Here is a 23,852-nt window from a genome sequence, read left to right as displayed (position 1 = left end):
GTTATCCGGCCAATGCTCGCCGCACAATATCGGCGTAATTCGATATGTTAGCCCAGTTTATGCTTGTTTTTCACACATTTTCAATGGCTTTGCTTGAGGATTAGCCTGCATCAAAAACACCTGAACAAGTATCCTGACGCTATCGATCTAATTTGTATTTATGTGGACACTAATCTGTGGTTTCGCTGGTATCCAAGCGGCCCTTGAGCTTGAGGATAGCGAGACGCAGGCGGCGCAGATCCTGTTTCAGCTGGCGCTTAAGCTGTTTGCTGGCCTTTAGTGAGGGGGCGCGATATTTAAGGGTCATATAACTTGTGGTGTAGCGCGTCATTGGCTCGCTAAGCTCGGGCGCGGCAGCGAGTACCCGCGTTTGATAGGCATCGACCGACTCACCCTGAGCACGGGGCAGGCCCCGTTTGGCCAGCATGGCGCCTATCTGCTCAAACCCCGCAACGACAGGATCTGGGTGGCGAGTAAAGCGCAGCAGGCCGACGCTGTAGGCGATAAACAGGGCGATGACGCTGAAGGAGGCGATGATGAAGATCGCCAGCTTGGTGGCGTTGATCTCGCCAAGTAGTTCCTTGAGCAGCTGGCTTTGTCTCTCTTCATCGAAACCCAGCACCCACTTGCTCCAGTAGTAATCTATGCTGGCCAGGGACATGCGCAAATTATTGAGCAGGGGATACTGACGCAGCCTCAGGCTGCTAAAGGGGTTGTTGATCAGATAGCTCTGCTCGGGGGAGAACATGGCATCGAAGCCTGCCTCGACCCGCTCGGGAGCGATCATGGCGGTGGGGTCATAGCGGGTCCAGCCCTTGCCCTCGAGCCAGACCTCGACCCAGGCATGGGCCATATATTGATAGACGCTGAGGTAATCGCCGGCCTGATTCCACTCACCGCCCTGATAACCCGTGACCATGCGGGCGGGCAGGCCAGATTGGCGGGCGAGGAACACCATGGCACTGGCGTAGTGGGCGCAGAAACCGGCGCGATTCTCAAACAGAAAGTCATCGATCTGCTGTGGGCCGACCCTAGGCGGCTCCAGGGTATAGAAATAGGGCGACTCGTTAAACAGCGTCATGATGGCTTTTAGGCGACGCTCGGGATTTGGATAGTCGCGTTTCAGTTCAAGACCCAATGCCTGAGATCTTGGATTGGTATTTGGCGGTAACTGCAGGTTGCGGCGTCTAAGCTCTGGTGACAGACGAGGATCCAGTTTCGCCTGCGGATAGGAGGAGACTCGATACTGGTATTTTTGACTCAGGGGCGCCTTGGCGTAGAGGCGGCCATCGGGCAGTTCAAGGATCTCCCGGGTATTGGTGTAGGCGAGATCCAGGCCGAAGAGCCAGTTTTGGTAACTCGGCTCGGCGATCACCTCATAATTTATCGAGGTGCCTTCGGGGCTAGGGCGAGCGTTTGATACTGTGAGCTGTCGCTGCAGCGTCTTGATGCCTGGGTCTTGGCTCCAGGTCTTGCCATCATAGTGATCCAGCACCAGGGCGCGCCAATAAAGCTGATTGTTGGCAGGACGGCGGTTATCGAAGGTGACGCGATAGGCCAGGGCGCTGGAGCGGGTCAGCTTGCCGATATCGCCGAAGGAGAGCTCGTCGCTCAGTCCTGTGGTGGCATTCTTGGGGTTTGGCACCAGCCAGAGTGGTGGCAGTCTTGGCAGCACCATAAACAATACAATCGCCAATGGCAGGCTCTGCAGCATGATTTTGGCACCAAGCTTGGCGGTGCGGCGAATGGAGCCGGCATTAAGATAGAGGCTGACCAGCACACAGATGTTAATGGTGGCGACCAGGGTCAGTTGCAAGGTAAACCAGAGGCTCTGCTTCTCGATTAGCGTGACTGCGATGAGGAAAAATCCCACCAGCACCACGGCGCGCACGTCGCGTCGGTCGCGCATCTCGATATATTTGAGGGCATAGCCCAAGATCAGCAAATTGATCAAACCGTTAAGCAGACCTATCTGCGCTGTGACTAAGGCCAGAGTGACAGCGGAGGCGATCGCCAGCGTGGTGACCAGGTATCTCGGCGGCTTGGCGACTTTACCGGCAAAGATCCCCACTCGCCACAGGAGGCAGATGGCGCAGATGGCCATGCTCCAGGGGGTCATCTTATCGTAGAGGGGCGCAAGCACGCTCAGGTTAACCAGCAGTAACCAGAGCAGGCTTTGACGGCCGATATTTTCGCTCTTGCTATCGGCCATGGGGACTCCCCAGATGCTCAGGATAGACGGCGACAGGATAGACGGCGAGAGTGGCGAGCACTAAACGTCTGTGTTGCTCGCCGCTGGCGGGCGCTAAGGTTTTGTTTGGAAGCTTGAGACCGAAGACCTGTCCCTTGGCAGCAAGTCTATCTGCGGCCCAGGTCAGCAGGCTAAGTTGCTCCTCTAACGGCGCGTTAGTGTCTAAGGTTAGCCATTGGGGCGCGCTCTGGGGCTGCTCAAACTCTTTGGTAAGCATGCCGCGGCCCTGAGCCAGCTGTTTCCAGGCGATCTGATTGAGCGACTCGCCGGTGACGAAGGGCTTGAGGCCACGAAACTCCTCGACGCCGATGACGCTCTTACCCATATCTTTCGCCTGATGATCGTCGCCTTGCTGCTCGGCGCTGAGCTCATATTGGCCCGCCTTGGGCTGGGCGAAGGCGATCTGCGCATTGGCGAGATCCACATGGGACCAGGCCCGGCAAAGCCCCAGAGGATAGCGGCTTTCTACCTTGAGGCGGCCGGGAGCGATCCAGCCTCGCTGGTTGTTGCTCAGGGGGATCAGCGCTTCTTGGGGCTTATCATCTACCCTGTCTATGGTCTGCACCTGGGTCTTGTCATAGCTGAGTTCCACCTGATGCTGCACCTGTTTGGCATGGAGGGAGATGCCATAGAGCAGGGTCTCGCCGGCATAGACCTCGGGCCCGGTTTTCGCCTCTAATGTCATGCCCGCCAGGTTACGATAGCTGTATATGATGCAGGTGTTGAACAGGCTGAGCAGCAAAATAGAAAGCCCGATCACCAAATTATTCTGATAGTTGGTGCCAAAGAGAAACAGCAAGACCACAAACAGCAGCCAGAAGAGACCAAAGCCCGTGGGCAGGATAAAGATGCTGCGGTGGGCCAGGGTCACCTTATTGCTGGCGGGCAGGCGTCTGGCGATCCAGGCCTGCCACCATGCTGTTAATCTACTGCTTTTCGTCTTCATCCTGGCCATGGGTTTAATAAATAGGCTTACAAGATGGGATTGGTGCTGGCGAGCAGGCGCTGGGAGAGGGCCTCGCCCTGTTGCTGGCTGGTGTGTCTTAGCCTGTGTTCGGCGACAGAGGCAAACACCGCCTGTACATCGTCGGGCACCAGATAGTTGCGACCCTGAATGAAGGCCCAGGCCTTGGCGGCGTTGAGCAGCGCCTTGCTGGCCCTGGGTGATAGCCCGTACCCTTCGTTGAGCTGGCGGGAGCCTTTTACCAGGGCGAGAATATAGTTGAGCAGCGCCTCAGAGGCCTTAACCTTAGTCACCTGAGACTGCAGCTCAATCAGGGTGAGCGGATCGATACAGGCGGGCAGGTGTTGTAGTTGCGGCGAGATATCTTCCCCCTTCAGCATGGCCAACTCGGCGGTTTCGTCGGGATAGCCGATGGAAATCCGCATCATGAAGCGGTCGAGCTGGGATTCCGGCAGGGGAAAGGTACCCGACTGCTCGCTGGGGTTCTGGGTAGCGATCACGAAGAAGGGGCTGGGCAGGGCGTGGGTAACGCCATCGACCGAGATCTGCTGCTCGGCCATGGCTTCGAGCAGCGCGCTCTGGGTCTTGGGGCTGGCACGGTTGATCTCATCGGCCAGGATCATCTGCTTGAAGATGGGCCCTGGATGGAACACAAACTGGGACTGCTCTTTATCGAAGATGGAGACGCCGAGAATATCCGCCGGCAGCATATCGCTGGTAAATTGGATGCGCTGATGGCTCAGCCCTAGGCTCTGGGCCATCCCCTGGGAGAGACTGGTTTTGCCCATGCCGGGCAGATCTTCGATAAGAAGGTGTCCCTTGGCGAGGATACAGGTGAGGGCCAATTTTATCTGATGGGGTTTACCCAGAAGCACTCGTTGCAGCTGGTTTAAGATCGCCGTGATGCTGGTATGAGACATGGAACTCCTTAATGGCGAGCAGGTATTAATCAAAGAAAAAGTCGAAAATCACCATGATGATGACCTTTAACTATGAGGTAGAAGTCTATGATTGGCCAGCTTTTTTCATCTTTTTCTTAAGAGAAATATTGCTCTGAGTTTTGCCAGAATTTTGACATCTCCTTGGCTTTATTGCAGGGGCTTGTTGCGAGTGGTGAGGGGAAAGAGAGATTTACTACAAGCGCCAGCCTCTTGACGGCCAGTTGGCGCAATCAAGAGGTTAACTAAGCTGATAACTAAGCAACGAATAAAGTGGTTATTGCTGGCGTTAATATTTAAACGCTAGCTCCTCGGCGGAGAAGAGAGCGACCGGTTTTTGCTGTCTTGCCTGGTAGATGGCGCGATAACTGAGCACAGCCTGTACATACTCGCGGGTCTCTGTGAAGGGGATAGACTCGATAAAGGCATACACATCCAACTTGCCTTGGCTCTGTTCCAGCCAGCGGGTTACCCTGTGGGGGCCGGCATTATAGGCGGCGGTAGCCAACACGCGGTTACCGTCGAACTTGTCCAGTAGCGACTTGTAGTAACGGCTTCCCAATGCAGTATTGAAGGAGACGTCGTAGAGGCTCTTGCTGCCGCTGTATTTCATGCCGTGCTTGCGGGCGGTCTCCTTTGCCGTAGCCGGCATCAGCTGCATCAAGCCGCGGGCGCCCACGCCTGATGTGGCGTAGGGATAGAAGGCGGACTCCCTGCGGGCGATGGCGCGGATCTCATCGATATCAACCTTGGCGCTCTTGCTGGCGGCCTTGAAGGCCTCGTCGGCTGCGTAGGGAAAGCGCAGCGTCATGTCGTTCCACAGCTGGCCCTGAATACTGGCCTGTACGGTCAGATCGTGCCACTGGTTGCGTTGAGCCAGCAGGGCATACTGCGCCTGTTTGTTCTGTGGATGGCGGCCAAGCAGCAACACCCATTCGGCGCGGGCATCGATTTTTTTATCCAGCGCCAACAGCTCTTCGACCCGGGCAAGGCCTGGATCCTGGACGAGCTGTGGTGTCAGGCTCTCGTCGAACTGTGTGTCTATCTGCGCCAGGTTTATTGAGGTTGATACCAGGTCGGCCGCAGTAAAGCCGTAGAAGTTGCGTTGTTTACTTAAGCTCGGCAGCGCGGTCTCGGCCAGCTTTGCACCTGTTTCCATCTGACGCCTGGCTATCCAATATTGCCAGCGAGCCTTCTGCCGCTTAGCCTCGCTTAGCAGGAGCAGGTAGTTGTCCAGACTCTGATTGTCCGCCTCTCGAATCGCCCAGCGCAGGCGCAGCGCCTTAAGATCGTCGCTGTCTGTCTTGGGCAGGCGACTGTCGACGAAGGATTTAAGCTCTGTCTCCTGGGAAACTAGGGCGCGTTTCATCAGGTAGCGCGCCAGTTTCTGCCCCTGATAGTCGCTGAAGCGATGGGCCTTTTCATATTTAGTAAACAGGCTGACTGCCTTAACAAGATCTTTTCGGGCCAGACGCCTGAGGCCAGCATCGACGATATCACCATAGATGGCGGCCTTAACCTTGAAGCGTTTGGTGTGCCTCAGGCTGCGGGGATCTTGATAGACGGCCAGGAGTTGCTTGGCCTCTTTCTGATGGGCGGTGACCTTACTGGCAAGATACTTGAGCAGGCCATACTCGCCACCGTTGAAGGCCAGTAACATGCGCGACCACAGCAGAGATTGGCTACGATGTCCGGCCTTTTCCCAGGCGTTAAACAGGGGATCGCACTCCTTGGGGCGCGAATGGCCGTGGAGCCAAAGCTTCTCGGCGCCGTCGAAGGCTGCGGCCTTGTCGCCTTGGCTAAGTTGGGCGCGGTAGTAATAGCACTGCAAGTTGATGCTGCGGGGCAGTTCAGGACTCATGGCGAGAAAATCCTGCCAATGTTTTTGCTTACCGGCATTTTCTAGGTAGCGGTGACGGGCGCTGTTATAGAGAGGTGTGCCATCGAAGCGCGCCATGGACTCCAGCGCCTTAGCTCCCGGCGCGTCGAGAATGCTATCTATCTCGGCGTGGTAGTCGAGATAAGGGGTGAGGGGATAGCCATTGAGTTGCTTTCTCAGCGCCTGATAGCTGTCTAGTTGGCCCTTATCCAGCGCCTCTCTGGCATCCAGATAGCGCTGCTGGATTGGGGTTAAGCTGGCGGCGGACAGCGTCATGGGGATGAGCGCCCCTAAGCCTAAGAGGAGATAACGTTTTGCCTGAAAAAGTGTGCCTAACCGCTTTGGCATTGTCTTCCTATCCTTGTTTTCCTGCAGTGCTCGATTCGTCCAATGACGCAGATTTACCCATCTACTTACCCATTTACAGTGTAACGCCGGATCAATTCAGTTTTATGTCATGCTCCAGGTGGTCGCTGAGAGCCTTGTCGAGCAACTGATTATCCAGCTGCTTGTTGGTGGTGACCCCCATCTGCTGCATCTGATGGGCTTGGCGGATCAGGTTGCCCTTCCCCGTGCTCAGCTTGCCCATGGCCGCCTGGTAGTGCTTGTCCAGCGACTCCACCGCGCGGCCAATCTTTTCCATGTCTTCGAGATAGCCGCATAACTTGTCGTAAATCTTACCCGCCTGCTTGGCAATCAGCTGGGCGTTCTGGTTCTGATATTCATAGCGCCAGATGTTGTTGATGGTACGCAGCGCCACCAGCAAGTTTGTCGGGCTCACCAGCATGATATTGTTCTCCAGCGCATAGTTGATCAGGCTGGGCTCATGCTCGAGTGCCAACAGGAACGCGGGCTCCAATGGAATAAACATTAGCACATAATCCAGGCTTGTTAAGCCGTGAAGCGCTTGATAATCCTTTTGACTGAGGCCCTTTATGTGGTTGCGGATCGACAGGCAGTGCTCCTTGATGGCGGCCGCCTTGACGGTCTCATCTTCGCTGTTGAAGTAACGCTCGTAGGCCACCAGCGACATCTTGGCATCGATCACCACATCTTTGTTTTCTGGCAGATGCACAATCACGTCGGGCTTGAAGCGTTTACCGTTGTCGTGTTTGAGATCCTGCTGGGTCTCATACTCGTGACCCTCTCTAAGGCCGCTCTCTTGCAGTACGCGCTCGAGGATCACTTCCCCCCAGTTGCCTTGCTGCTTGTTGTCACCCTTAAGCGCCTTGGTGAGGTTGATGGCATCCTGACTCATCTGCAGGTTTAGCGCCTTGAGTGATTCCAACTGATGCTTGAGGGCGCTACGTTCATTTTGCTCAACCGTGTAAGATTCCTGAACCTGCTTTCTAAAACCTTCAAGCTGCTGTTTGAATGGAGACAGCACATTAGAGAGCTGTTGCTCGCTCTCATGCTGTAAACGCTGCGCCTTGGCATCAAAAATTTTGTTGGCGAGATTTTCAAACTGTTGGGTCAGGCGGGTCTCTGATTCATGCAGGTGCTTAATCTTGTCTTCCAGCGCCTGCTGCTCTGTCTCAAACTTTACCGTCAGGGTCTGTTGAATAGCATTAGACTTGGACAGTGCCAGTTGCGTCTCCATCTGTTTACGTTGGCTCTGTTGGAGCTGCTGCTCGAGATCGTCTGCGCGCTGGGCCTGGGCCTGGCTCATGCCGAGTAGATTAATCTGATGTTCAAGCTTCTGGTTGAGTTGGGCGACATCGCTGCGCTTCTCTTCCAGGGAGGCTTCCAGCAGCGCGATGGCCGTGGTGTGCTCTTGGAGAAGCTCCTCTCTGACCCTCTGCCATTTACCGCGGGTGAGTCGCTGGTTGAGTAGGGCACCGATCAGCAGTGCTAACATGGCCACCGCGCCTAAGACGATGATTTGTGGGAGAGATAAAGGAAGTTCTGTCAACATAGTCGATACCCGTTATAAGCTTGGCGTTAAGCCTCTCATGAGGCCAGTGCAGGTTCAAGGGGAGATAGGGCAAATGACGAACACTTGTTCGTTAAATATTATTTAGGTGAAATTTTTTAAGGGTTTTGACTATCTAATTAAGCATGGACTGAAACGCAATGGATAAAAGGTGGTAACAGATATGGCGAAGGGCATCATGGGTACAGGAAGAAAGGCTTGGCAAGAGAAGAGTGCGCATGTCACGCCAGAGGCGGTATTTAACGATAGACGCAACATCATCAAGGCGCTCGGCCTCGGCGCGCTGGGAGCAAGCATACCCGGCCAGGTGCAGGCAGGCTTGTTTGATCTGTTCGGTAAGTCTGAGCCCCACGCCCCCTTTGTGACGCATCCGTTAGCCTTTAGCGGCAACAAGGCCTATGGCCAACAGGAGATCCTCACCCCCGAGAAGAAGGTGACCACCCATAATAACTACTACGAGTTTGGTACCAGCAAGACAGATCCCTTCGAGAATGCTCAAGGCTTTAAGGTGGATCCCTGGACGCTGAGGGTTGAGGGTCTGGTGGATAATCCGCTGACACTGGAGCTGGACGACCTGACTAAGTTGCTGCCACTGGAGGAGCGCATCTATCGCCTGCGCTGCGTCGAGGCCTGGTCTATGGTGATCCCTTGGGTGGGTTTTCCCCTGAAGGCGCTGCTGGCTAAGGCCGGGGTTAAGGCGGGTGCGACCCACGTTGCTTTTGAGACCCTGTTCGATCCTGACCAGATGCCGGGGCAGAAGAGTCGTTTGATGGGCGGCGGTATACATTACCCCTATGTCGAAGGCCTAAGGCTGGATGAGGCGACCAACGAGCTGGCCTTCATGGCCGTCGGTCTCTATGGTAAGACGCTACCACCGCAAAACGGTGCGCCTATTCGACTGGTCGTGCCCTGGAAATATGGTTTCAAGAGCATCAAGTCGGTGGTGCGGATCCGCGTGATGGACAAGCAGCCACCCACCAGCTGGAATCAGTTGGCGCCTCACGAATATGGCTTTTACGCCAACGTGAACCCCGAGGTGGATCATCCAAGGTGGTCTCAGGCGACGGAGCGTCGCATAGGTGAGGGCGGGATCTTCTCGGCCCAGCGTATCGCAACGTTGCCCTTTAATGGTTATGGCGAGCAGGTAGCCCATCTCTATAAGGGGATGAACCTGCGCCAGTACTATTAAACCCTCATACATTAATTTGACCCAGTAAGGAGAAGCCTTTGTTTCGATTGCAAGCCAGGCATCTGTTGCCCTTAAAGATAGCTTTTCATCTTATCGCCCTGGTGCCCTTGGTGGTGCTGGTGTGGCGCGTATTAAATGACCAGCTTGGGGGCGATCCCGTCCAGTACATCATCCACTATACCGGGATGGGGGCGATCAATTCACTGATCGCCGTGCTGCTCATCTCGCCGGTGGCGAAACATTTCAAGGTAGGGCTTTTGATGCAGACTCGCCGTTTAGTGGGCCTGTATGTGTTTGCCTATGCAAGCTTACATATCTTGGCCTTCTTGAGTCTGGATCTGCTGTTCGCCTGGCAACTGCTGCTGAGTGAGATTGTTAAGCGGCCCTATATTCTGGTAGGTGCCACCGCCTATCTTATCTTGGTGCTGCTGGCGATCACCTCCTTTGCAAAGGTCAAACGTGCCATGGGGCGTCGCTGGCAACAGCTACATAACTGGGTCTATCTGGTGGCCTTGTTGGCGCCTATCCACTTTTATTGGTCGGTGAAATCTGAGGTGATAGAGCCGAGTCTCTATCTTATCGGCTTGATTTGCTTGCTACTTATCCGGGTTAATCTAAAGCAGTTGCAGCGGCGACTGTCGCTGCGGGCCAACTAGCCCAGCTGGCTTTCATCTATTTGACTCTCGTCTACCTGGTGTTTGTCAACCTGGCGGGCTACCTGCTCGGTAAAGCGGTGGCTGTTCCCCTTAACCTGCTTGGCTTGGTACATGTTGTCGTCGGCGACTTTGATCAGGCTGAGACGGGAGAGTTCGTCTCGCGGATACATGGCTACGCCTATGCTGACGGTGAGTGAAACCGTGGTGCGGCCACAGACGATAGGCGGTGAGATCTGACGTATGATCTTATCGATCACTATGGTCACCTCCTCGATGTCGTTGATGGGTTCGAGCCAGACCACGAACTCATCTCCCCCCAGGCGGCCACAGATGTCTGAGCTTCGCACCGCACTCTGTATACGCCTCGCCGCCGTCGACAGCACCTTGTCGCCATTGTCATGGCCCAGGCTGTCGTTAACCTGCTTAAATTTATCCAGATCGATAAACAACATGGCCGCGTGCATCTGAGTGCGCTGACAGCGGGCGATGGCGGTATCTATCTGGCGCTCGAAGGCGCTGCGGGAATAGAGGCCGGTGAGATCGTCGTGCTCCGCCACATACTTGAGCTTCTGGGTCTGGCGCTTGAGTTGCTTGGTCTGAGCCGCCACTTCGCCCTGAAGTGCCTCCTTGCGTATGGTGGTCTCCTTGAGCTTGTGGGTCATGGCGTTAAATTTCTGCGCCAGTATCGCCAGCTCGTTCTGGTGGACTATCTCGATATGACTGTCCAGATCCCCCTGGCTGAGTTTGCTGATCCCCATCTTCATGCGGTGCAGGCTCTCTCTGAACGCCTTGAGAGTCGACATGGTAACCAGCAGTGAGATGACTGAACCTGCCAGCAGGAAGAGAATCGTGGATGAGAGGATCTGCGATTGCTGCTCGGCCAGGCTGTCGATCACCAGACGCTGTAGACTAGTGAGATCTTCACTCATCGACTGTATCGTGATGTTAAACCGGGTGGTTAACATGCCGCGGGCGGAGGTGATGCCACGTTGTGGGGGCGAGCTCATATGCTGCTGGGTGAGTTTGAGCAGTGCGGCCAGGCTGTCTGCCTGACGATTCAAATTGGTGGTTAATACTTTGGTAGCGGGCGCCAAGAACTGCGCCTCGGCAAGCTTGGCCTTGAGCTGTTGATGGGCGTTGAGGGTCTGGGTCAACACCTCCTCATCCTGAAACTCCTGCAGGGCCCAGAGCCGGCTCCTGAGCACGTCTATGCTGCTTTCCAGCTGCATGATATGGGAAAGTTGCTGCAGGTTCTCCTGCTGTATGTGTCTCAGCCCGGCAAAGGTTAACAGTATGGTAGTTGTCAGAAAAAGGCTGATAAAGAGCAACAATTTCAACCGGGTATTGATCATCATTTGCTGTTAACGTCCTAGTTATCGAGCGCCTGCTTGAGTGCTGAATCATCCAGAAGCAGCCTAAAATCCGGGGTGGTCTGTGCATCGACGGCGCCGCTGGCAATGGCCCAACGCGCCTGCGCATGTAAATTTGAGATCAGTGAGTTATTTAAAGATAGCCGAAATACGTAATCATTCCACGCCCATTCAAGCTCGGACAAGGAGATATCCAGATAGTCGCTGATGATCTGCTTGGCACTTTGAGGGTGCTGATTAATAAAGTTTTGTGCACTCTTTAACGCCCGCAGAATATCGGCATGCTGCTTCTCATGCAGCCTGGCGTTGACCGCCGAGGTGACCAGGTTGAAGGAGAGGTTGTAGATCCCTTTACCCGGATACTGGTAGATGGCATCGCCATGCTCTTCGATCAGCTTGTAGCCGAAGGGTTCCCATACCGAGATGGCGTCGACGTCACCGGCCAGCAGCGCTGGCCCTAACGCCTGGGGGGACATGAATACCTTCTGAAAATCCTGCTGTTGATGACCACTGATGATCAGGAAAGCATCGGCAAAGAACTCGCTGGAGCTGGCTTTGACCATGCCTATCCTCTTATCGGCGAGCTGGGTGATGCTCTTGGGTTGTTCATCGTTGAGGGTGAGCAGCTTGAGATCGTTATCCGACTCGACAAAACTTGCCAGCAATCGAAAGTCGCTGCGCTGAAAGCCGTTGAACATGATCACGGTTTCCGAGCTGGTCGCCAGATCCGCAACGCCCTGTATCATCGCCTGAAAACAGAGGTGACCACCGCGCAGTGGGATAAGTTCGATATCCAGGTTGTAGGGCTTAAACAGCTCAAGCTCCCTGGCGATGATCAGCGGGGCACTTAGGGGAGTGGTAGAGGTTGCTATTTTTAACTTAATGGGTGGCTCGGTAGCGGGCGCCTTGCCACCCCACCAGTTGATCGATAAGAGCCCCATAACGACTAAGACCAGAAGCACTATTCCCTTAGCTTTCATCGTGAAAGATTACCCTTATAAAAAGTACTGACACTTTAGTTTAGTTGTTATCGGCCGACAGAGACGAATAATTAACCAATAGGTATTATATCCTGCTTTTGACCCCTGTTTATTCCACTAAAGTATGCATTTATAGGTAGTTAGCGGCTTTGACAAAAGGTTTTGAATGGGCGAGATTTAAAGGGCTGTCCTATTTCTCCTGTCACTTGCCTGAAGGTGATCGCCATGAACGCCATTTACGCCCTGTTTCGCAAGTTTAAAATTGCCCATCGTTTACTGTTTATGTTGCTGCTTGCCATCGTCGCGACCGGCATCATGTTTGTGTTTGCGCTGGCAAATATCGAAGAGGTCTTGGTTAAGGAGAAACAGGCCAAGTTATCGGCCCTGTCAGACGTGGGCGAGAAGGTGATCAGCCAGTTTTATGAGGCGTCACGAGCCGGCACCATGAGTGAGGAAGAGGCCAAGCGCAACGCCATCGCCGCCCTGGATGCCCTGAGGTATGAGGGTAACGAATATTTCTGGACCATAGATAGACAGGGGATCATGGTGCAGCATGCCTTCGCCAAGAAGCTGGTGGGCACTAATGTGTTGGGGATGAAAGATCCCAATGGCGTCAGGCTATTTGAGAAGATGGTGACAGGTACGGCAAACAGCGATTATGCGCTTATAGAATATATGTGGAATCGTCCCAATGCCTCGGCGCCCAGCCCTAAGATGAGTGTGGTCAAACGTTTCGTCCCTTGGGGATGGATCGTCGGGACCGGCATCTATGTGGATGATATCCAAGAGGAGATGCAGGCCTTCATCTACAAGTATCTGCTGATCTGCATTGCGGTGTGGCTGCCGGTGATCCTGATCTTAGGGGTGATTTCCCGCAGTATTTCGGCGCCTATGGCCGATACCATAGCCGCCTTCGAAAATATCGCTCGCGGCGAAGGCGATCTCACCCTGAGGCTCGAAGAGTCGGGCCGGGATGAACTCAAGCAGGTGGCGGCGAGCTTTAATGAATTCGTTGCCAAGATACAGGCGCTGGTCAATTCGGTGAGCGCCTCAGTGACTCACAGCCGCGAACTGGCCGAAGGGCTGGCGGATATCTCGGCCCAGGCCAGTATGGTGACGGCCAACATGCAGGCGGAGACCCAAAGTGTCGCCACCGCCATCAATGAGATGTCCATGGCTTCCTCCGAGGTGGCGTCCAATGCCCAGCTTGCCGCCGATAGCGCCGGCAGCGCAGATGGCGAAGCCGATGATACCGTGGCTGTCGTTGATGGCGCCGTGGCTAAGATCAAAGGTCTGTCTAACGAGTTAGAGGTGACTGCCGATGAGGCTCAGGCGTTACAGATAAGCTCGGGTAAGATAGGCCAGATATTAGATGTGATCGTCGGTATCGCCGAACAGACCAATCTGCTGGCGCTTAACGCGGCTATCGAGGCGGCGAGGGCCGGTGAGGCGGGGCGCGGTTTTGCCGTGGTGGCCGATGAGGTGCGCACCCTGGCCAGTCGAACCCAGGAATCGACCCAGGAGATCAATGCCATCATAGAGGCGATCCGCGCCTCGGTAGACAGTGTCAACGCTTCGGTGGCCAGGGCCAAGGCGCAGTCGGAGCAGACGGTGGGTGAAACCAGTCAGGTGGTGGAGGCGCTGCAGACCATCAAGTCTTCCATCAGACAGATCTCCGACATGAATATCCAGATCGCCACTGCGACCGAGGAGCAGAGCGCGGTGATCGCCGAGTTGAATATGAATGTGACCCGGATTAACGATATTTCGCTGGAGAATCAGCAGAAGAGTGAAGAGATTGGCAGTACCAGTGAGCAGATAAAATCGGGCTCGGCGGATCTCGAATCCCTTATTTCGACCTTTAAGCTCTAATGAAAAATAACCTGCTATCTGGCAGGTTATTTGGATTACTTAACTCCCTGCTGCATGATCTCAAGTACGCGGTCGTAAGAGATACCATATTCGCGGGACAGGTTAATCACCTTGGTCTTATAGGTTTGGATGTTTTCCTGGCGGGCCAGATTGGCCTGTTCTTCGTCGACCAGTTTGCCAACGACCTCTTGCAAAATCAGCAATCTGCGCAGGTTGAAGTCTAACGATCTAAGATATTTATCCATCTGCGCATGGGTGCGGGCCTGACTCAGTTCGCTGCTGTGTTTTTGCTCGTAGCCATATTCGTCGAGCGCAGCCATTGCATCATGTAAATTGAGATGATCTGTCATGTGATTCCATTATCGCTTGGTCGATATTGGTCAATATCGACGGGTCTATTAGCCAGGGTCTTGTGTTTATTATCTTGATGATTAAATCGCCAACATATATTAGCGAAGGCACATTCTAAAACCGATCGAATTTAAATTCATCTAATTTTCATTTTATATTCGCCTTGTTATAGTAACTTAACTTTTCTCAGTTCTGCAGGGAGGCTGCAATGCAAGATCTACTGCCCGATCTCTTTGACCACTATGAGACTCAACTGTCGTTATTGGCGCCCCATTATCGACAATTTGGCCAGAAGCGAATCTTCTGGGGAGAGGTGGTCACGGTGAAGTGTTTCGAAGACAACTCCAAGGTCAAGCAACTGCTGGGACAGCCCGGTGAAGGCAGAGTCCTGGTGGTGGACGGCGGCGGTTCGAATCGGCGCGCCCTGCTTGGCGATATGATTGCCCAGAGTGCGGTGGACAATGGGTGGAGCGGTATAGTGATCAATGGCTATGTGCGTGATGTCGGCGCCTTGGCGCAGATGCCCATTGGAATTCAAGCACTTGGCGCTAACCCCATCAAAACGGATAAACGGGATCATGGCGATGTTAACGTTACGCTTGAGATAGATCGCGTTATAATAAAGCCAGGTATGATGCTTTATGCCGACGATAATGGCGTTGCCGTGTCGTCAGAGCAGTTGGATCTCTCGCAATTGGCCTAACGGGCCAATTGCTCACCCTTACCAGACGGAACCTGTTATGAAATTTGTAAAATGGCTACTCATAGTATTTGCCTCCCTTTTCCTATTATTGATCGCCTATCTCACCCTTATCTTCGATCCCAATGACTTTAAGCCGCAAATTGTCGAGGCGGTGAAAAAGCAAACCGGGCGCGATCTACTTATCAAGCAAGACCTCAGCTGGACCTTCTTCCCCAGCATAGGCATCGCCCTTGGTGACATCAGCCTGTCGAATCCTGAGGGGTTCAAACATGACACCATGCTTAAAGTCGACGGCATAGTGGCCGAGGTAGCACTAATGCCGCTGCTGAGTAAAGAGGTGGAGATCGCCCAGCTTAACTTAGATGGCCTGACCCTAAACTTCGACAGCTACAAAAATGGCCGCAGCAGCATGGATGGTTTGACGTCCGCTGGCGAGAAGGCCGATAAGGCTGGCAACAAAGCCCGTAGCGATGGAGCCGCTCAGGGCAGCGTGCAGCTGAGCAGCCTAAATATCGGTGGCATCGCCATCACCAACACTCAGGTGAATCTTTATGATGAGGCGACGGGTAAGACCCAGGCACTGACACTTGAGTCGTTAACCTTAGGCGAGTTCTCTCTGGGGCAGTTTGCCGATCTGGGTTACAAGTTCTCCATGACCCAGCCTGAGATGAAGGTCAGCAGCCAAGGTAAGGGACAGATCAAGGTCGACCCAAGTCTTGCGAAAATCGCCATCAAGGATTTTGAGATTGAGAACAGCCTGGAAGGGGATGCCATTCCCAATAAGCGCATGAACATCAATCTCACCACTCAACTCGAGCTGGACAACAACGCCAAGACCATGGCCTTGGTGCTCTCAAGTCTGAATGTCGAGCAGATTAAGGCCCAGGGCAAAATGTCGGTTAATTACGGCGCCAAGGTGCCAGATGTGGTGGCCTCGATGAGCTTTGGCGATGTCGATGTGACGCCATTTATGGCCAAAGATGATGGCACTAAGGGCGAAGATAAGACGGCTAAAGGTGAGGGCGCGGCACCTGCCCAGGAGCCTGACCTTAGCGGCATGAAGGCGGTTAACCTCAAGCTGGATCTTGATGCCAAGTCTGTGACTGCCGATAAGATCAAGACAGAGAACTGGTTGATGAAGCTGACCCTGAAAAATGGTGTGCTGGATGTCAGCCAGCTAAGCGCCGATCTCTATCAAGGTAAACTACTTGCCAGCGCGCAGCTCGATGGTCGTAAATCTGTGGCCAGCTACCGCTTCAACAAGAAGATCTCCGGCATCAAGGTGCGTCCTTTGCTGACCGATGCCGCCGAGGTCGACATGCTGGCCGGTACGACTAACTTCGAGGTGACAGGCAGCGGCCACAGCCTGATCCCGGATAACATCAAGCGTAACCTCGATGCCAAGGGACAGTTTGAGATCGCCGACGGTGCCCTTTATGGGGTGAACATTCCGCAGATGCTGCGTGACGCGAAGGCAAAACTCGGTGGTAACTTGAATGCGGCCTCGAGCGGTGAGAAGAAAACCGACTTCACCAGCCTGACTGGCAGTTTTACCATGGCCAAAGGGATAGTGAACAACCCGGATCTCAACATGGCATCGCCGCTGATTCGTTTGCAGGGTAAGGGCAATGTGAACCTACTCTCCGAGGCGATCGATTATGCGTTGAAGACTTCGGTGGTCGGCTCGTTAGAGGGTCAGGGCGGCGCGGAGAAAGATGTGCTCTACGGCATCGAGATCCCCTTTGCCATCGCCGGCACTATCAGCGAGCCTAAGTTCTCCCTCGATACTGCAGCCCTGTTCGATGCCAAGCTGAAAAAGGAAACCGAGAAGGCGACCGACGAGCTAAAAGACAAGCTGTTTAAGAAGCTAGGAGGGCTGTAAGCGAGCTTTGTAACCGATAAACAAGCGCTAACAAAGAGCGCTAACAAAAGAGCACAAATAAAAAAGCACTAATAAAAAGCGATGCCGAGGCATCGCTTTTTTGTGTGTGGTAATTGCTGCTTAAATTAAAGCTGTCATGAAGATAAAGCGGTCATGCTTGTAAGTGTGCGAGATTACCCCCGAGACTTTAGACCCGAACTTTAAACCCAGACTTTACACCCGAGATTTAGTCACATCCACATACAGGGTCAGCTTCTGGCCTGGTTGCAGGTACTTCTTGGTCGAGAGGCTGTTCCACTTCACCAACTGGCTCACGCTGACATTAAACTTAGTGGCTATCTTAGCCAGTGAGTCGCCCGAGCGTACCGTGTAGTTCACCGTGCGGGTCACCGCCTTGCTGTCGCCCTGTTGCCAGATCACCAGCTTCTGTCCGATAGAGAGGGGATCCTTTGGCGCCATACCATTCCACTTGGCAAGCTTGGCAACGCTCACCTTGTGCTGCTTGGCGATCAGCCAGAGTGAGTCGCCAGATTTTACCTTGTAACTCAGCTTGTAACCGCTGCCGCCGGACTGGCGCTTTTGCAGGCGCTGCTCCGCCGAGAGCAGGTATTTTGCCGGATCCTTGGAGGAGACAGGGATCAACAGATGCTTACCTGCGATGATGCGGTTGTTCTTAATGTCATTTACCGCGCGAAGGGCCGACGGCGTAGTGTTAAAACGCTTGGCTATCAGCCCCAGGCTATCGCCGGACTTGATCTTATAGCGCTGCCACTTGAGGCGTTGGTCTTGGTCGCTGGCGGCCAGCTTGGTTTCAAACAGCTCGGCGTGATCCAGCGGGACCACCAGACGATGTGGGCCTTCGGGCGCCGTCGCCCACTGGTTAAAGCCTGGGTTGAGCGAATGCAGTTCGTTGAGCTTCATGCCTGCCATGTCGGCGGCCAGTGCCAGATCGATCTGACTGCCCACCTCGACAACCTTGAGCTGTGGCTCATTAGGAATGGGGTAGAGGGAGATGCCGTAATCATCGGCGTTGGCGATCACATCGGCCAGTGCCAGTAGCTGAGGCACGTAGCGCTCAGTCTCCCGTGGTAAGTCTAGTGCCCAGAAGTCGGTCGCCAGCCCCTTGGCCTCGTTGCGCTTAACTGCGTTGAGCACCCGGCCTTCGCCCGTGTTATAGGCGGCGATGGCGTACAGCCAGTTGTTGTGTGTCTTCTGATAGAGGTACTCCATCATATCCAGCGCGGCAACGGTGGCGGCGGGCACATCGCGGCGACCGTCGTACCACCAGTTCATCTCCAGGCCAAAGTGTTTAGCCATGGGGGCGGTAAACTGCCACAGGCCTGAGGCGGCGCCGTGGGAATAGGCGAAGGGATCGAAGGCGCTCTCGACGATCGGCAGTAGCGCTAACTCTATCGGCAGGTTGCGTTTCTCAATTTCTTCGACGATCAGATACATGAAGGGCTCGGCGCGCTCCGATACCCGGGCCAGGTGCTGTGGATGTTTCAGGTACCAGTTACGGTATTGATTAACCAGTTTCTGATCCGGTACCGGGAGAGTGAGGCCCAGGCGGATACGTTGCCACACATCGGTGATCTGAATTGGCTCAGGTTCGACAGGAGCGGTAACTTGGGGCTCGACGACCACGGGCGCAGTGGTGATCGCCGGCGCAGCCGGTTCCGGCTGGGTAAAAGTTTGACAGCCTGCGAGCAGGGAGAGTCCCCCTGCGACCAGGACAATGGGTAAGCGCATCGACAATAATTCCTTACTTTTGGGTCCCTCTCGGCAAGGCGATAACCCTTGGGCCGCCTCGGTGGGGACTTAATTAGCGCGCCATTGTATAGGAATTATCAGAAATTGTCCTTCCATTGACGTAGAAGCGTGAAACTGGTGCCGTCATCTGTCACCTCCTGGGAGAAATGGCGACTGAGATTCTGTTTTATGCTTGCCTGCTCAGGGCGCAGGAAGGGGTTGATCTGCTTCTCTAAACCTATGCTGGAGGGCAGACTCGGAAGATTCTGGTCTCGAAGCTGTTTAACCTTGGCGGCGTGGGCGATGAGGGCCTCATTGTCATTTTCGACAGTCAGGGCAAACGCCAGATTTGCCTGGGTGTATTCGTGGGCGGGATAGACCTGGGTATTTTCATCGAGTTGTGCCAAGGTTTGCAGGGACTCACGCATCTGAGCAGGGGTACCTTCGAACAGGCGGCCGCAGCCGGCGCTAAACAGGGTATCGCCGCAGAAGAGGTGATCGTCAATCAGGTAGGCAATGTGCCCCAAGGTGTGGCCGGGAAGATGAAAAATCTTGGCGTCACTGTCGAGTTTTTCTGGCCAAACGGACTCAGTTTGCCCCGAGATAGGATGATTGATCCCCTTGATATTTTCGTTATCCGGGCCGTAGACAGTGAGTTTATGGTCATGGCTTGCCTGCAGCTCTTCGATGCCACCTGTGTGATCCTTGTGGTGGTGGGTGATTAAGATGCCATCGAGCACCATTTGATGTTGCTCGAGATAGTCGAGCACCGCCTGGGCATCACCGGGATCGACCACATAATGGCCGCCGCTATCTTTAGCATGAATGAGCCAGATATAGTTGTCGTTGAAGGCGGGGATGGGGGTAACAGTATGCATACTCGACTCTCACAGGGATTGGGTGACACGGGTTTAGTTTACTGAGCAAAGCTATTGCGTGTATAGCGCTTTAAGGATTTAATACTAAAATAGTCAAATCATTAGGGAAACCGGAAAAGTGAGTCGCGGAGTGGCCAGTGTCCTTTAATGTGATAAAACCCCAGTCTTGGCAGGAGTTGCCCAACGGCTTGTGGCTGCAAGAAGCCATCGAGGATAAGCTGATGCCCTGGTGGCCCAAGGTGTTTGGCTATCATATGCTCTGCATGGGGCCCCTCAGTCATGCGCTTGAGAAGCCTAACCTGCCAATCGGCCGTGAGTTTTCCCTGTGTGAGTCTGCCTTGTGCTGCCTACAGGGAGAGTATTCCCAACTGCCGATTCAAAATGGGGTGATCGATGCCGTGGTCTGTTCCATGTTGCTCGATTTCGAGGCCAATCCCTATAGCGTGCTGCGCGAAACCGACCGAGTGCTTATCTCCGGCGGCTATCTGTTTATCATAGGTTTTAACCCACTGAGCCCGGCTTTCTTCGGTAAGATGCTCCCCAGTCGTCAGGAAAAATTACCCTGGAGCGGCCGTTTCTTTACCCCCGCAAGGGTCAAGGACTGGCTCGGCCTGCTGGGTTACCAGGTGGTGGGCGATGAACGTTTGGTCTACCATCATCTGCTCAGTGAGATCCGCGGCGATTCCATCTGGCAGCATGCGCTGCAGGCCTGGCTGCCTGGCAGTGGCAGTGTCTATATTCTGGTGGCTCGCAAGTTAGACTCGCCCATGACGCCCATCCTGGACAGGCAGAAGGTGCGTCAGCCTAAATGGTCTACCGCGCCAACCGCGGGAAGGGTCAAGCAGTTTAAGCTTAAGTAATGAGGCGTTAATTAGTTAGGTGTTAATTAATTAGGTGTTAAGCGCTAGCCTTTCGCCTGATAGCCGGTATCTACCTCACTCGGGCCAGCCTCGGCGGCTTCTCGCGCCAGGGTATCGCAGCGCTCATTTTCGATGTGACCCGCGTGGCCCTTTACCCAGCGCCAGTCTATCTTATGTGCACCGGTGGCGGCATCCAGGCGCTGCCAGAGGTCGACATTTTTCACCGGTTCCTTGGCGGCGGTAAGCCAACCGCGCTTCTTCCAGCCATGGATCCACTGGGTGATCCCCTGGCGCATATATTGGCTGTCGCTGGTGAGAATGATCTGACAGGGCTCCTTGAGCGCCTCCAGCGCCATGATGGGGGCCAGGAGTTCCATGCGGTTGTTGGTGGTCAAGGCAAAACCGCCGCTGAGTTCCTTCACGTGGGCCTTATATTTCATTACCACGCCATAGCCGCCGGGACCCGGATTGCCCAGGCAAGAACCATCGGTAAAGATTAAGAGTTGTTTCAGTCCGTGCATCAAGTTGCTACCATAGCCAAATAGGACTGCAGTATACCCAATATTTTTTTGTAAAAGCGTGTAATTATATGAATATTATCTCCAATGCTAAGCGCCAAGTGATTCTCGATACCGAAACCACGGGTATGAACCAGGGGGCCGGTGCCGTCTATTTTGGCCATCGTATTATCGAGATAGGCTGTGTCGAGGTGATTAACCGTAAGCTGACCGGCCGCCATTTTCACGAATATATCAATCCGATGCAGGCGATTGACGAAGAGGCGATCACGGTGCACGGTATCACCAATGAGTTTGTGGCCGATAAGCCTGTCTTTGCCCAGATAGCGCCTGCCTTCCTCGAGTTTATCGATGGTGCCGAGATTGTGGCACACAACGCGAACTTCGACGTGAGCTTCATGGATCACGAGTTTTCGCTGCTCACCCCCAGGGGACCCAAAACCACGGATATCTGTCAGGTGCTGGATTCACTGGAGATCGCCAAGTTTCTTCACCCAGGTCAGAAGAATAACCTGGACGCCTTGTGTAAGCGTTACGGCATAGATAACTCGCGTCGCGAACTCCACGGGGCATTGTTGGATGCCGAGATCCTGGCCGATGTATACCTCATCATGACGGGGGGACAGACCAAGTTTGAACTCTCAAATGAGAAGCCGGGGCAGGAGAGCGGTGGCATCATACGGCTCGCAAATAATCGTCCAAATCTTAAAGTGATCGGCGCTTCAGCCGATGAACTGAATATGCATGAGCAAAGATTAGATTTAGTCGAAAAATCAGGACAATGTATTTGGCGAGGATAAACGTCATCCTATGAGAAATTGGCTGCTACGCGCGATTTTCACCTCAGGATTATTGCTGCTTACTTTGAATGCCACGGCCCAGGTCGTGCCATCTTCCCAGGCGAGCGAGCTTAAGAACCGTTTCAGGATCGATCATATGGTCGATGAGCTGACCCTGTTTGTGCAGCGCGACTATGGCAGCGCGCCTGTGATCATCGTGCTGCCCGACGGTGGCAAGTGGTATGTCTCGCGCCATCCAGAGTCGGTGCAGTGGGTCGATGGTTTAAGCGGCGACATCATCACCATCAAATCCCCCATGCCTGGGCCTTGGCAGCTGCTGGGTAAAGTCGCTAAGGGCTCTAAAATCGATAAGGTCTCCAAGCTGGGGATCGAGGTCGACCCCATGCCGCAGCCGCTCTATCAGGGCGAGCGAGTCAAGGTAACCGCCAAGCTGTTAGGCGACGAGCAGCGCATGCGCATGCCTGGGTTGGATTACTTGGTGGACTGGACGGCGAAGTTTATCAGCGAGCATAGGCCCGGGGACGAGAACTTTGCCGCCGGTACCTTAATCGTCGGCAGCTATAAGGATAACGGCGAAGGCTTGGATGGTGCCCCCGACGATGGCATCTTTACCGCCGATATCAACCTCAATCAGCCCTGGGGCCACTATCGTTTTCTGGTCAGTGCCAAGAACAACACCTTTAGCCGCGAGGTTGGCGGCGACATCGTCTTGCTGCCTATGCCGGTTTCCCTCTCTGTCATCGCCCCGGAGGATCACCTCAAAGGCCGCTGGCAGGTGGAGGTGATTGTCGATGATGAGCAGTTGCAGCTGGCAAACACCCATTTCGAATTTGAATTAGTCGGCCCCGCCGGGCTGCAGCTGACCCTCCCTGTACAAAGTGTTACCGATAAGCGTATGCAGTTGACCCTGCCTCAGGTGTCTGAGTTCGGCAGTTATCGCATCAAGGGGATTGCCGCGGCCACCTCTGTCTCCGGGCGCGAGGTGCTGCTCACTCTGCCTGAGAAGTTCTTTAATCTGGTTCCACCACCCGAGCCACCGCCAACGGCTGAAGAGCTAGCGGCCATCGCGGCCAAGAAGGCAGCCATCGCCGAGGCCAAGGCAAAAGATGATGCCATGTTCTGGATAATTACTGTGAACCTTAGCCTCTTGGTCTTGGGCACGCTGGCGCTATTGGTGTGGCGCAAACGACAAAATCTTAAGCAGGCGCTGGCGGTGACCGCGGCGCGCCTTGAAGAGGAGCGGGCTAAGGAGATAGGACCGACCCTGGATGAGATCGACTTGACCATGCCGGAAGAGGGTGAGCTAAAAGGCGCCGAGCCGGAGAAAAGCTAGCCGCTCTTATTGAATAATCAGGCTAGGTTGGCGATTTTTTAACTGATTAGTTTGTTTCAGGAAAAAAGTTATTGACGGGACTAGGTGGCCTAAGTATTATCCTTCGCAACTTGATGTGGAGCGGTAGTTCAGTTGGTTAGAATACCGGCCTGTCACGCCGGGGGTCGCGGGTTCGAGTCCCGTCCGCTCCGCCAATCAAGTACCTAGTTTTGATAGAATGCCAAGGCGTTTTATCCGAGTTTAGGAGCGGTAGTTCAGTTGGTTAGAATACCGGCCTGTCACGCCGGGGGTCGCGGGTTCGAGTCCCGTCCGCTCCGCCAACTACATCGAAGCCTCGTCAGTAATGACGGGGCTTTTTTGTATCTGTTTTTCTTTAATTTGCATAAGTCCCATATTGCTAGGGTTTTAGGGTAGGCGCGGTAGTTCAGTTGGTTAGCGCTTTTGAAAGCATGGCGGGCTGTTACGACGGTGACGAGGGCTTAAGTCCCGTTTGCTCCGCCAACAACATTTAAGCCTCGTCAGCAATGACGGGGCTTTTTTGTATCTGTTTTCCTTTGTGATGAATTCAGTCGAAGATAAAAGAACTCTAGGGTGGGCGCGGTAGCTCAGTTGGTTAGCTTTTTGAAAGCATGGCGGCCTGTCACGTCTGGGACGCCGGTTCGAGTCCTGTCCAACTCTCCTACAAGATTTAGGTCTCAATGGTGAAGGGACGAGCAATCTTTCTAATATCTTGTTTCTGCAGCAAG

19 protein-coding genes and 2 tRNA genes are annotated in these 23,852 nt (G+C 54.1%); 10 read left to right on the top strand and 11 right to left on the bottom strand.

Annotated features, from left to right (window positions below):
- Positions 1–169: 169 nt before the first annotated feature.
- From K0J45_RS10900 to rmuC, 5 genes are all read right to left on the bottom strand, one after another.
- Positions 170–2,212: a transglutaminase TgpA family protein gene (locus tag K0J45_RS10900; RefSeq protein WP_220042579.1), complete on the bottom strand. Its 2,043-nt coding sequence runs from the start codon at positions 2,210–2,212 to the stop codon at positions 170–172.
- Positions 2,202–3,197, bottom strand: a complete 996-nt coding sequence (locus K0J45_RS10895) for a DUF58 domain-containing protein (RefSeq protein WP_258406669.1) — start codon at positions 3,195–3,197, stop codon at positions 2,202–2,204. The genes K0J45_RS10900 and K0J45_RS10895 overlap by 11 nt, the downstream gene beginning before the upstream one ends.
- Before the next feature lie 26 nt (positions 3,198–3,223).
- On the bottom strand, positions 3,224–4,135 hold the full coding sequence (locus K0J45_RS10890) for an AAA family ATPase (protein WP_220042577.1): 912 nt from the start codon (positions 4,133–4,135) through the stop codon (positions 3,224–3,226).
- A 307-nt stretch (positions 4,136–4,442) separates the two neighbouring features.
- Positions 4,443–6,380 (bottom strand): transglycosylase SLT domain-containing protein, encoded by a 1,938-nt coding sequence (locus K0J45_RS10885; protein WP_220042576.1) that lies wholly within the window; start codon positions 6,378–6,380, stop codon positions 4,443–4,445.
- Between the two features lie 91 nt (positions 6,381–6,471).
- Positions 6,472–7,947: a DNA recombination protein RmuC gene (rmuC, locus tag K0J45_RS10880; protein WP_220042575.1), complete on the bottom strand. Its 1,476-nt coding sequence runs from the start codon at positions 7,945–7,947 to the stop codon at positions 6,472–6,474.
- A gap of 196 nt (positions 7,948–8,143) precedes the next feature.
- Here rmuC and msrP point away from each other — a divergent pair, with 196 nt between their 5' ends.
- Positions 8,144–9,154: a protein-methionine-sulfoxide reductase catalytic subunit MsrP gene (gene msrP / locus K0J45_RS10875; RefSeq protein WP_220045278.1), complete on the top strand. Its 1,011-nt coding sequence runs from the start codon at positions 8,144–8,146 to the stop codon at positions 9,152–9,154.
- A gap of 38 nt (positions 9,155–9,192) precedes the next feature.
- Positions 9,193–9,810, top strand: a complete 618-nt coding sequence (gene msrQ / locus K0J45_RS10870) for a protein-methionine-sulfoxide reductase heme-binding subunit MsrQ (protein ID WP_220042574.1) — start codon at positions 9,193–9,195, stop codon at positions 9,808–9,810.
- On the opposite strand, the gene K0J45_RS10865 is transcribed toward msrQ, so the two are convergent.
- Together K0J45_RS10865 and K0J45_RS10860 are read right to left on the bottom strand one after the other, a co-directional pair.
- A complete protein-coding gene (locus K0J45_RS10865) occupies positions 9,807–11,165 on the bottom strand; it encodes a GGDEF domain-containing protein (RefSeq protein ID WP_220042573.1) in 1,359 nt (452 codons plus the stop codon). The genes msrQ and K0J45_RS10865 overlap by 4 nt on opposite strands.
- Positions 11,166–11,179: 14 nt before the next feature.
- Positions 11,180–12,160, bottom strand: a complete 981-nt coding sequence (locus K0J45_RS10860; RefSeq protein WP_220042572.1) for an ABC transporter substrate-binding protein — start codon at positions 12,158–12,160, stop codon at positions 11,180–11,182.
- Between the two features lie 225 nt (positions 12,161–12,385).
- On the opposite strand from K0J45_RS10860, the gene K0J45_RS10855 reads away from it, so the two are divergent.
- The gene (locus K0J45_RS10855; RefSeq protein WP_220042571.1) at positions 12,386–14,032 is read left to right on the top strand and encodes a methyl-accepting chemotaxis protein; all 1,647 of its coding nucleotides are present in this window, start codon (positions 12,386–12,388) and stop codon (positions 14,030–14,032) included.
- Between the two features lie 35 nt (positions 14,033–14,067).
- Here the strand turns inward: K0J45_RS10855 and K0J45_RS10850 are convergent, their stop codons facing one another.
- The gene (locus K0J45_RS10850) at positions 14,068–14,382 is read right to left on the bottom strand and encodes a hypothetical protein (protein WP_220042570.1); all 315 of its coding nucleotides are present in this window, start codon (positions 14,380–14,382) and stop codon (positions 14,068–14,070) included.
- A gap of 209 nt (positions 14,383–14,591) precedes the next feature.
- On the opposite strand from K0J45_RS10850, the gene K0J45_RS10845 reads away from it, so the two are divergent.
- Together K0J45_RS10845 and K0J45_RS10840 are read left to right on the top strand one after the other, a co-directional pair.
- Positions 14,592–15,086, top strand: coding sequence for a putative 4-hydroxy-4-methyl-2-oxoglutarate aldolase (locus K0J45_RS10845; RefSeq protein WP_220042569.1), 495 nt, complete (start codon positions 14,592–14,594; stop codon positions 15,084–15,086).
- A gap of 37 nt (positions 15,087–15,123) precedes the next feature.
- Positions 15,124–16,968: an AsmA family protein gene (locus K0J45_RS10840; protein ID WP_220042568.1), complete on the top strand. Its 1,845-nt coding sequence runs from the start codon at positions 15,124–15,126 to the stop codon at positions 16,966–16,968.
- Between the two features lie 213 nt (positions 16,969–17,181).
- On the opposite strand, the gene K0J45_RS10835 is transcribed toward K0J45_RS10840, so the two are convergent.
- Both K0J45_RS10835 and gloB read right to left on the bottom strand, forming a co-directional pair.
- Positions 17,182–18,717 (bottom strand): LysM peptidoglycan-binding domain-containing protein, encoded by a 1,536-nt coding sequence (locus K0J45_RS10835; protein ID WP_220042567.1) that lies wholly within the window; start codon positions 18,715–18,717, stop codon positions 17,182–17,184.
- Positions 18,718–18,815: 98 nt separating this feature from the next.
- Entirely contained in the window at positions 18,816–19,595 is a 780-nt protein-coding gene (gloB, locus tag K0J45_RS10830; protein WP_220042566.1) for a hydroxyacylglutathione hydrolase, read from the bottom strand.
- Between the two features lie 137 nt (positions 19,596–19,732).
- Here gloB and K0J45_RS10825 point away from each other — a divergent pair, with 137 nt between their 5' ends.
- Entirely contained in the window at positions 19,733–20,455 is a 723-nt protein-coding gene (locus K0J45_RS10825) for a methyltransferase domain-containing protein (RefSeq protein ID WP_220042565.1), read from the top strand.
- A gap of 44 nt (positions 20,456–20,499) precedes the next feature.
- On the opposite strand, the gene rnhA is transcribed toward K0J45_RS10825, so the two are convergent.
- On the bottom strand, positions 20,500–20,976 hold the full coding sequence (gene rnhA / locus K0J45_RS10820; RefSeq protein ID WP_220042564.1) for a ribonuclease HI: 477 nt from the start codon (positions 20,974–20,976) through the stop codon (positions 20,500–20,502).
- Between the two features lie 68 nt (positions 20,977–21,044).
- Between rnhA and dnaQ the strand changes: the two genes are divergently transcribed.
- The 4 genes from dnaQ to K0J45_RS10800 all read left to right on the top strand — a co-directional run bounded on the left by dnaQ (position 21,045) and on the right by K0J45_RS10800 (position 23,426).
- Positions 21,045–21,773, top strand: a complete 729-nt coding sequence (gene dnaQ / locus K0J45_RS10815) for a DNA polymerase III subunit epsilon (RefSeq protein WP_220042563.1) — start codon at positions 21,045–21,047, stop codon at positions 21,771–21,773.
- A 10-nt stretch (positions 21,774–21,783) separates the two neighbouring features.
- Positions 21,784–23,106, top strand: coding sequence for a TIGR03503 family protein (locus K0J45_RS10810; protein ID WP_220042562.1), 1,323 nt, complete (start codon positions 21,784–21,786; stop codon positions 23,104–23,106).
- Positions 23,107–23,223: 117 nt separating this feature from the next.
- Positions 23,224–23,300 (top strand) — tRNA-Asp (locus K0J45_RS10805).
- A 49-nt stretch (positions 23,301–23,349) separates the two neighbouring features.
- A tRNA-Asp gene (locus K0J45_RS10800) sits at positions 23,350–23,426 on the top strand.
- The last annotated feature ends 426 nt before the right edge of the window (positions 23,427–23,852 follow it).

The sequence above is a fragment of the Shewanella alkalitolerans genome (genome assembly GCF_019457575.1).
In the GTDB taxonomy this organism is placed as follows: Bacteria; Pseudomonadota; Gammaproteobacteria; order Enterobacterales; family Shewanellaceae; genus Shewanella; species Shewanella loihica.
This window is presented reverse-complemented; position numbering and strand designations above follow the sequence as displayed.